The organism is Chamaesiphon sp. OTE_75_metabat_556, assembly GCF_031378165.1.
Taxonomy (GTDB): Bacteria; Cyanobacteriota; Cyanobacteriia; order Cyanobacteriales; family Chamaesiphonaceae; genus Chamaesiphon.
The window spans coordinates 59,220-67,189 of the sequence record NZ_JANNDR010000585.1 but is presented as its reverse complement, the minus strand read 5'-3'; the positions used below and the strand labels follow the sequence as shown (position 1 = coordinate 67,189).

At 46.7% G+C, this 7,970-nt stretch carries 6 protein-coding genes and 1 tRNA gene; 1 reads left to right on the top strand and 6 read right to left on the bottom strand.

The window, feature by feature from the left end; genetic code table 11:
- Positions 1–132: 132 nt before the first annotated feature.
- The 5 genes from ftsZ to metG all read right to left on the bottom strand — a co-directional run bounded on the left by ftsZ (position 133) and on the right by metG (position 6,166).
- Complete coding sequence (gene ftsZ / locus RMO27_RS23320; RefSeq protein WP_396133792.1) at positions 133–1,359, bottom strand: cell division protein FtsZ; 1,227 nt, start codon at positions 1,357–1,359, stop codon at positions 133–135.
- A gap of 255 nt (positions 1,360–1,614) precedes the next feature.
- Positions 1,615–2,445, bottom strand: a complete 831-nt coding sequence (locus tag RMO27_RS23315) for an FtsQ-type POTRA domain-containing protein (protein ID WP_309736924.1) — start codon at positions 2,443–2,445, stop codon at positions 1,615–1,617.
- 82 nt (positions 2,446–2,527) lie between these two features.
- Entirely contained in the window at positions 2,528–3,649 is a 1,122-nt protein-coding gene (gene lptC, locus RMO27_RS23310) for an LPS export ABC transporter periplasmic protein LptC (protein ID WP_309736923.1), read from the bottom strand.
- A gap of 165 nt (positions 3,650–3,814) precedes the next feature.
- A complete protein-coding gene (locus RMO27_RS23305) occupies positions 3,815–4,408 on the bottom strand; it encodes an NYN domain-containing protein (RefSeq protein ID WP_309736922.1) in 594 nt (197 codons plus the stop codon).
- Positions 4,409–4,525: 117 nt separating this feature from the next.
- Complete coding sequence (metG, locus tag RMO27_RS23300; RefSeq protein WP_309736921.1) at positions 4,526–6,166, bottom strand: methionine--tRNA ligase; 1,641 nt, start codon at positions 6,164–6,166, stop codon at positions 4,526–4,528.
- Positions 6,167–6,592: 426 nt separating this feature from the next.
- On the opposite strand from metG, the gene RMO27_RS23295 reads away from it, so the two are divergent.
- Positions 6,593–6,664 (top strand) — tRNA-Lys (locus RMO27_RS23295).
- 258 nt (positions 6,665–6,922) lie between these two features.
- Here the strand turns inward: RMO27_RS23295 and RMO27_RS23290 are convergent.
- On the bottom strand, positions 6,923–7,906 hold the full coding sequence (locus RMO27_RS23290; protein WP_309736920.1) for a hypothetical protein: 984 nt from the start codon (positions 7,904–7,906) through the stop codon (positions 6,923–6,925).
- Positions 7,907–7,970 lie beyond the last annotated feature (64 nt).

The following is a 7,970-nucleotide window of genomic DNA, read 5'->3' as shown; positions in this document are numbered from 1 at the left end:
AAAAAATTTTTTTTTTTTGGTTTCCTTCCCCTAACATAATCCCTTTCCCCTCCCCACACCCCCAAATCCGTAGCAGCAACCCAAAGGATTGAGTGACTGCTACCTCATCAAGGAAAGTCGCGCCAACAACGGCTATTTAGGACGACGATTTTGCAAAAAAGCAGGTAGATCGGCACCGACATTCCCAGGATTATGTGGTGGCTGAGGTTTTGGGAAACTGTCGTTACCAACTGTTCCTGGCTGTTGTTTGCGATCTCGATCTGATGGTGTAGCTGCCGTCCGTGGAGTGGTGCTAGCTGTCCGTGGTCGGCTATTCGGCTCCGCAATTTCACCGGTGAATCCAGTTGCAATGACGGTAATCCGCATTTCACCCTGCATCTGAGGATCGATTACCGCACCAAAGATAATATTCGCATTGGGATCTACGACCTCGTAGATCGTCTCCGCAGCGGTATTGACTTCGATCAGGGTCATATCGGAACCCCCTGTGATATTGAGGACGACACCGCGAGCACCCTCGATCGAGGATTCTAGGAGTGGGGAAGTGATCGCTTGGATGGCCGCTTCCCGCGCCCGCGATTTGCCAGAGCCTTCGCCAATACCCATCAGTGCCGAGCCAGCATCAGCCATCACCGTGCGGACATCAGCAAAGTCAACATTGATCAGTCCAGGAATCGTGATAATATCAGAGATGCCTTGAACGCCCGATCGCAGCACGTCATCCGCAATTCGGAATGCTTCTTGAACTGGGGTCTGCTCGTTGATTGCCTGTAAAAGTTTATCATTTGGAATGATAATCAAGGTGTCAACCTGACTTTGCAGACCGCTAATGCCTTCTTCTGCCTGGTTGGTACGACGCCGTCCTTCAAATGTAAAGGGACGCGTTACCACCCCGACAGTCAAAGCACCCATTTCCTTAGCTACTTCCGCAACGATGCGGGCTGCGCCAGTTCCAGTTCCACCTCCCATGCCAGCCGTGATAAAAACCAGATCTGCTCCTTCCAGAGCATGCGCGATTTCCTCACGAGATTCTTCTGCCGCTTTTTGGCCGATAGCAGGGTTGCCACCAGCACCGAGTCCACGAGTCAGTTTTTGGCCTAATTGAATCCGCCGCGTCGCATCGGAGTGCGATAACGCTTGCGCGTCGGTGTTCATCGTCCAAAATTCGATGCCTTCGATATCGCTGGCAATCATCCGATTGACCGCATTACTGCCACCACCGCCAACACCAATAACTTTGATGCGAGCCGCACTGCTAAAAGTGATACCATCAGACATTTGTTCATCCCTTGGGCTGTAACCATCTCGAAGTGAGTGGTTTTTAAATCCTGGATAGGAAAGTGGACTAGAATTATTCATGCGCTAGTTATTTTTTAAACCTTTTAAAGCATAGTAACCCGCATTATCGATATTTTTTGAGATTACTTAGACATGTAATGTATGCGATTTGTGTGTCATTTGGCAAACGCGATCTTAATTCATGTCCAAGGACGGGATGCTGACTCGGCAGGTAGACAATCGCTGAGCTAGAATATACGAAGTATAGAATAATAACTTTAGCCTTCAAATGTTATCGTGAGCATACTATTGATGTAGTGTGATGCTTTGAAAGAGTTACGGGCGATCTGGTTTCAAGTCAAGTTTAGCAGGAACGGTTACAGGCTGCTTGAGTTGTAGCTTAGGAAAATCTGGATTTTCCAAGTCCAGTCCGTCAACATCCCGATCTCGCGTAAGTTTTTGCCAATCCCGAAGTCGATCGAGTTGTTGGATTTGGCTGGTGAGCCGAGCTAAATCGCCGATTGCGCCGAGTCTAATTTTGCCAATTTCAGTTTGTAAACTTAAATTTTGCGGATCGCGACAATCGATAACGCCGATCGCGACGGGACTAGTTCGCACAGCACGATAAAGTTGCACCCACTGCGGACAGGCACCTTGAGCGGGCAATCGCAACTGCAAGGTCGGCAAAGATTGCGATACGCTGTGGCGGTAGCTAGCAAGTGGTAACTCTAGGCCGCGTTCGTCGATATATAGCTGTGATTCGCTCGTCGGATCGCGGACGAGCCGCGCTACTGGTGGAAAGTCCTGGATCTGCACAGTCAGATGCGGCGGAAATAATCCTCGATCGATCCGCGCATCGATCGCGAAACCACGCTCGATCGATCTGGTTGTCAACTGCTCCGTGCCCAACTCCACGATCGATTTCGGATAGGAAATTGCCAACATCGATCGGATGGTAGTGTCGCTGAGATATTGATTGCCTTCGATGCGGACTTGCTCTGGTTTGGAGATCGTCCAATCGATTTGACAGATCGCCCAGATCGAGCCAGCAAAGATCCCACTCATGCAGCTAAATCGCCATAGCGATTGGATCGATCGATGGCGTCGTTGTCGTTGTAAGTGGCGACGATGTTGTTTGAGCTGTTGTTTAGATATAGGCTGAGACACTTATTGGTAAGGATGAGGGCGTGGGGATAAGGGAAAAGATGAGTTAATTGAAATCGGTTATCGATCGGGGGGAACGATGCTATTACTGGGGGATAAAGTCTGTCTGAACTCGACGTTTGCCGTCACTGCTAATCACGATCGACTGGTCTTGAAGTTTACCGACGCCACGAGTACCAGTGAATTTTAGCGTGGGCGCGGTCTGTTGATAGACTACATTACCAGTTCCAACTAGTTGTTGGGAAGCGATCTGCCAGATTAAACGATCGCTGCGGAGCTGGGCTTGGTTGCGGGTGGCGATGCCAGTGGCATTTCCGGTCAGGGTCGCGATCGATCCGTTGAGGTCTAATTGGCCAGCGTCGGCCGTAAAAGTGACACCCTCGCGGTCGTGCACGATCTTCAAGGGTCGATCGGCTGTGACTAGTTCTCGCTGGAGATCCCAAGAGAATGATTCACCATTGACCTGAATTAGCGGATCGGTGGCATTCAATTGGACTTGACGCTGCAAATTAATAATTTGACGATCGAGTGCGCTAGAGAAGCTATTAGCGGTCGCTCGATCGGTAATGCGATTGCTGCGATAACGTTGGATCTGGGTGGGGCGATCGCCAATAATTTGGCGATCTTTAACTAGCCAGGTGAGATGCTCTGTCTGGATGGCCAATTGGGGCGTGGTAGATGTAGCGGTGATCTTACCGGTGAGATCGAGTTGTTGTTTGCGGCTGAGATATTTGCCTTCGTTGGCATTAACTTGAAATTTGGGTTGATTGGCTTGGACGCGATTACGAATAGTGAGTAAATCTAATTTTGGTTGCCACTCAACTTCTTGTCCGCTCAAAACTAGTTGATTGCGAATTTCTTTAGTGACGACATCACCACGCAAAATTACTTTTTCGCCGGCTTGTTCGACTTCCCCTGTATTGGCGGTAATGTGCATGATAATTTTACCGTCTTGATACAGATCGCCCACTAACTTGGTAACATTAGCGCGTTTGCGATCGGGAGTATAGACACCATGCTGGGCGCGGACTTTCCACAGCAGCTTACCTTGATTATCGACTTGCTCGAAGCTCAGATTGTCTAGTTCTAGCTTTGCTTCGATCGCTGAAGGCTTTGGGGTTGGTTGTGGCGGTGGCGACTGACGACAACCGCTAATTCCCAATATTGCGATCATCGAGATCGTCCCCACCCAGCGGTATACTTTCATGCTTAGCACAACTATGCGATCGATCTTGAATTTTCTCCCTGCTGGTGGCACCATCCAGCTAATTGACGTGTAATTTAGCTGGATAGTGCCACAGCGATTGCTGGCTTCAGCTAGCGCGGTAGCACATCGACACAGACAAGCGAAAATCGCAATTATTCCCTCAAGTTAAGTCCAGATGTCAGGAGTGACAGATAGAATATTACTACTGCTTCTGGGTGTTTTTTGAATCTCTTCTTTGACATTTTCCAGATCGATGTAGCGATCGGAGACATTGATCAAACTATCGCTGGTCATCGATCGCAAGCTGACGACTTCAACGCGTACCCCACGATAGCTCACTGCATCGACAGCGTATGCGAGATCGCCATCACCACTGACTAGCACTGCGGTATCGTAAGACCCCACTAAAGCCATCATATCAACGGCAATTTCCACATCCAGATTGGCCTTTTTAGAACCGTCAGGTAATTGCACCAAATCTTTGGCAATCACGCGATAACCATTACGCCTCATCCACAGCAGAAACCCTTGTTGCTTCTCATTAGTGCGATCGACGCCAGTATAAAAGAACGAACGCAATAGGCGCGAACCACCAGTCAGCCGAGCTAAAAGTTTGGTGTAATCGATTTCGATATTTAATTGCAATGCTGCATAAAACAAGTTAGACCCATCGACAAAAATTGCCACTCTGCCCCGATTTTCCAAGACTTGCTGTGCTGAAAATATCGAATTTTCATCATGGTTGAAAGTATTCATCATTATGGAAATTTGTGATTTTAAATTTGAGAAAAAATGACGGTTTTAAAAGTTGTTTTATATATTTGAGCTAACTAGCAGTCGTCTTCTCAATGATCGATCGTCATATTTAAACCTACGTTAACCTCCACTACCATTTGTTAATTCTAGCTTGGCAAAAATTGGCTTGGGTTCGCCCAGCAGACTATTGGCTGTCAGAATCCCCCATTCTTGGTGACGTTCCCAGTCACTCGGTAATTTTAAACCCTCTGGATCTACTGTAGCGTTGTTTGTGATGTTACAAACTCGATCGAAGTCCACCTCTAATCCTAACTGATGATAGATATCCGTACTGATTTTAGGGACGATCGGCGATAAGAGATAAGCACAAAGTCGAGCTGACTCCAGGGCTGCATACAAAACCTCAGCTAATTCTGCCTGTTTATCTTGCTTGAATAATGCCCAAGGAGCCAGATCGTCGATGTATTTATTACTGGCGTGGGCTAAGTCGATAATCGCTTCACAGGCATCTTTGAAGGCTAAATTTTCGTACGCCAGACTGACTTTTGCCCCGAGTTCTCGACCAATTGTTTTCAGGGGATGATTCGGATCGATATCTTCAGCATGGCAATTTGGTACTAGTCCTTGGCAATACTTTTTAGCCATATTTAAAGTCCGGTTGACTAAGTTCCCCAAATTATTAGCCAGATCGGCATTGACAATTTCCGCAAAGCGCGTTTCATTAAAATCTCCATCCTGGCCGAATTCGATCCCTTTGAGAAAATAGTAACGTAATGGTTCGGCACCATAGCGATCGACTAATTCGACCGGATCGATCGCATTGCCTTCACTTTTGCTGATTTTTTTACCATCTTTAGTAAAGTAACCGTGAGCAAATACTCGATCGGGTAATGGCAATCCCGCCGACATTAACATCGCCGGCCAATATACAGCATGAAAGCGAAGAATATCTTTACCGATTAAATGGACATTAATCGGCCACCGCTGCTGCAAAGCATTTTCCAAAGTCGGCTCGACATCGGGATCGAGCAAGGCAGTAATATATCCCACTAGCGCATCAAACCAGACATAAATTGTTTGCTGGGGATCGGCTGGAAATGGGATACCCCAATCGACATTCACGCGAGAAATTGAGAAATCTTGCAAACCTTGGGCAACAAACTTTAAGACCTCATTGCGCCGACTATTGGGCAGAATAAAATCGGGACGCTCGGCGTATAAAGCCTCTAGTTGGGTTTGATATTTAGACAGTCTAAAAAAGTAATTAGTTTCGTCGCGCCATTCGACTTGTTTGCTCGGATGTAACGGACAGTGTTTATCTGCTAAGAGATCTCGTTCCTCCTTAAATTCCTCACAGGAAACACAGTACCAACCTTGTTGGGTGCCTTTGTAAATATCCCCGCCATCCCAAGCCCGCTGGAAAAAATCTTTGACAATTAGCTGATGATTGGGTGCTGTCGTCCGACTAAATCTGTCATAGCGAATGTCCAGCTTGCTCCACAGCGAGTCAAATTTGGCGGCGATCCGATCGCAATAGAGTTGGGGATCGACCCCTGCTGCCAGTGCCGTCCGCTCGATTTTTTGGCCGTGCTCGTCCGTACCAGTAATTAATAGGACATCTCGGTACTTGAGTCGCTGCCATCTGGCGATCGCGTCTGCGGCCATCGTCGTATAGGCATGACCGATATGGGGAATATCATTTGCATAATACAGTGGCGTAGTAACAACGAAAGACTTACGGGCAGTTGCAGAGTAATTCATAAGCAGATCAGATGTAGCGGACTGGTTAGTGAAAGATGTTACCCTAAGGGCGGAAACGTAGATGAGACCGAATCTAGCAAATTCAAGCGATTTTAGAGCTTCGACTGTTGCTAGCCGCTGTTAACGCCGATCTTGGAATTGACGATCGCTAACTGTTGATGACGCAGTGATGACGGGTGATCGAGTGTGATATTTGACAGGCAAACTTGTAGAGACAGCGCGTCTCGGATCGCCTCGATGGCCTCAAATCGTTTATGGTCAAGGCATTTCTCGGCCATCATACTTCGCGAAACTGAAGTAGCATAAATTGCGATCGAGCGCGCCCAAACTTAGCTGTAGTCTCCATCATAGATGAGGTTGACCAACTTCAGAGCTTCATATTAATAATTGGTAATTGGTTTGGTGCTAAAATAGGAGAAATTACCAGGGTAACTAGCTCAATGGTAGAGCATCGGACTCTTAATCCGTTGGTTCCGAGTTCGAGCCTCGGGTTACCCATCCCCTCAGACCTCGCCATGTGCGGGGTTTTTGAGTTTCTACTCATAGGCAGGTCGGGTATCAGTTTATATCGATCGGTTTCCAGACTTAACGCTAGATGATGCTGTAGCGGTCAGGGACTACCTGAATCTGAAGACAACGCCAAAATACTGCCAAGCGAGTTTTAACCCAGCTTGGAGCTTGTTGTAAGTGGGCTGTGAAATCGAAACTGATAGCTGCGAATTGCTCAGCAGTTGAGGACTATCCTGTAGCAACTCCTTATTTGGCGGCTACCAAGCTTTTGGTCTTGATGTGCTGATACACCTTATTCGTATAGTGTAGCCTCAGTGTGAGAGTTTCAGCTTCTGGGTGGTGAATAGCCAGGAACTCGATTAGCCGATCGGCTGTACATGGTACTTTGCCATTCCATGAATGGAAATTATCATGAACTACTTTGTTCAGGGTAACGAGGTTGTCTTGAGAAGCTGCGATATCAGGATAATGCTGACGACAAAAAATATGATGAACATTCACCGTCATGCGTTGTGCTGGGCTATCCTTTTGCCCAGTAGCTTGACACCGATCGCCATCTTTTTTCCTAACAGCTTTTTTAGCTGCTTCAACCTTGCTCTCGAAGGCCATCTCAGCATCCATCAGTTTTTGCATTACTTCTGGCCCAGCAATTGTCACTTCTTTGCACCATTCTCGTCGATCTTTCAATGTCAGTTCTTTACTGAGTAAGTGGCATATTGTTTCAAACCCTCGGAGACTATAAAATCTTTTGTCTTCAAAATCATTAAAATCAAGTCCTTTTTCTAGCGAGGGATCTGAGATTAACAAAGCTTCAAAAGCTTTATTGATTCTGGCATGACTGGTCATCAGAATGCTTACTGAATCTGACTTAGAAAGATATATTCGACCATTGTGAATAGTGAGGGAAGAGCAGTTGTTTAAGACTTGCTTACGAATGAAGGCTCGTCGCAACTTAGCTTTGTACTGAAAAAGGAATTCTTTGAATCTATCCCAAATATTTTGAGGCTGAGTATCTTCTAAATACTTGGCGATCGCAAATGCACCAAACTCTGAAAAGGTACGGGTTTTGGCATTTTTTATCAGCCAAACAAAATGCTCTCCCTCTTTCAGTTCCCACTCATCTTTGGAGTCAGCATCAAAGAAATCTACGACTTCATAAAGACGCACCAAACTGATGCCTAGACCTTTTGCTAGTTCTTCGGCGGTGATATCAAATTTATTTTTTGCCATGACTAAGCTCTCGCACTGATGCTTTGGTACATGGTGTTGATGCGATCGAATATCGCCGCGTTAC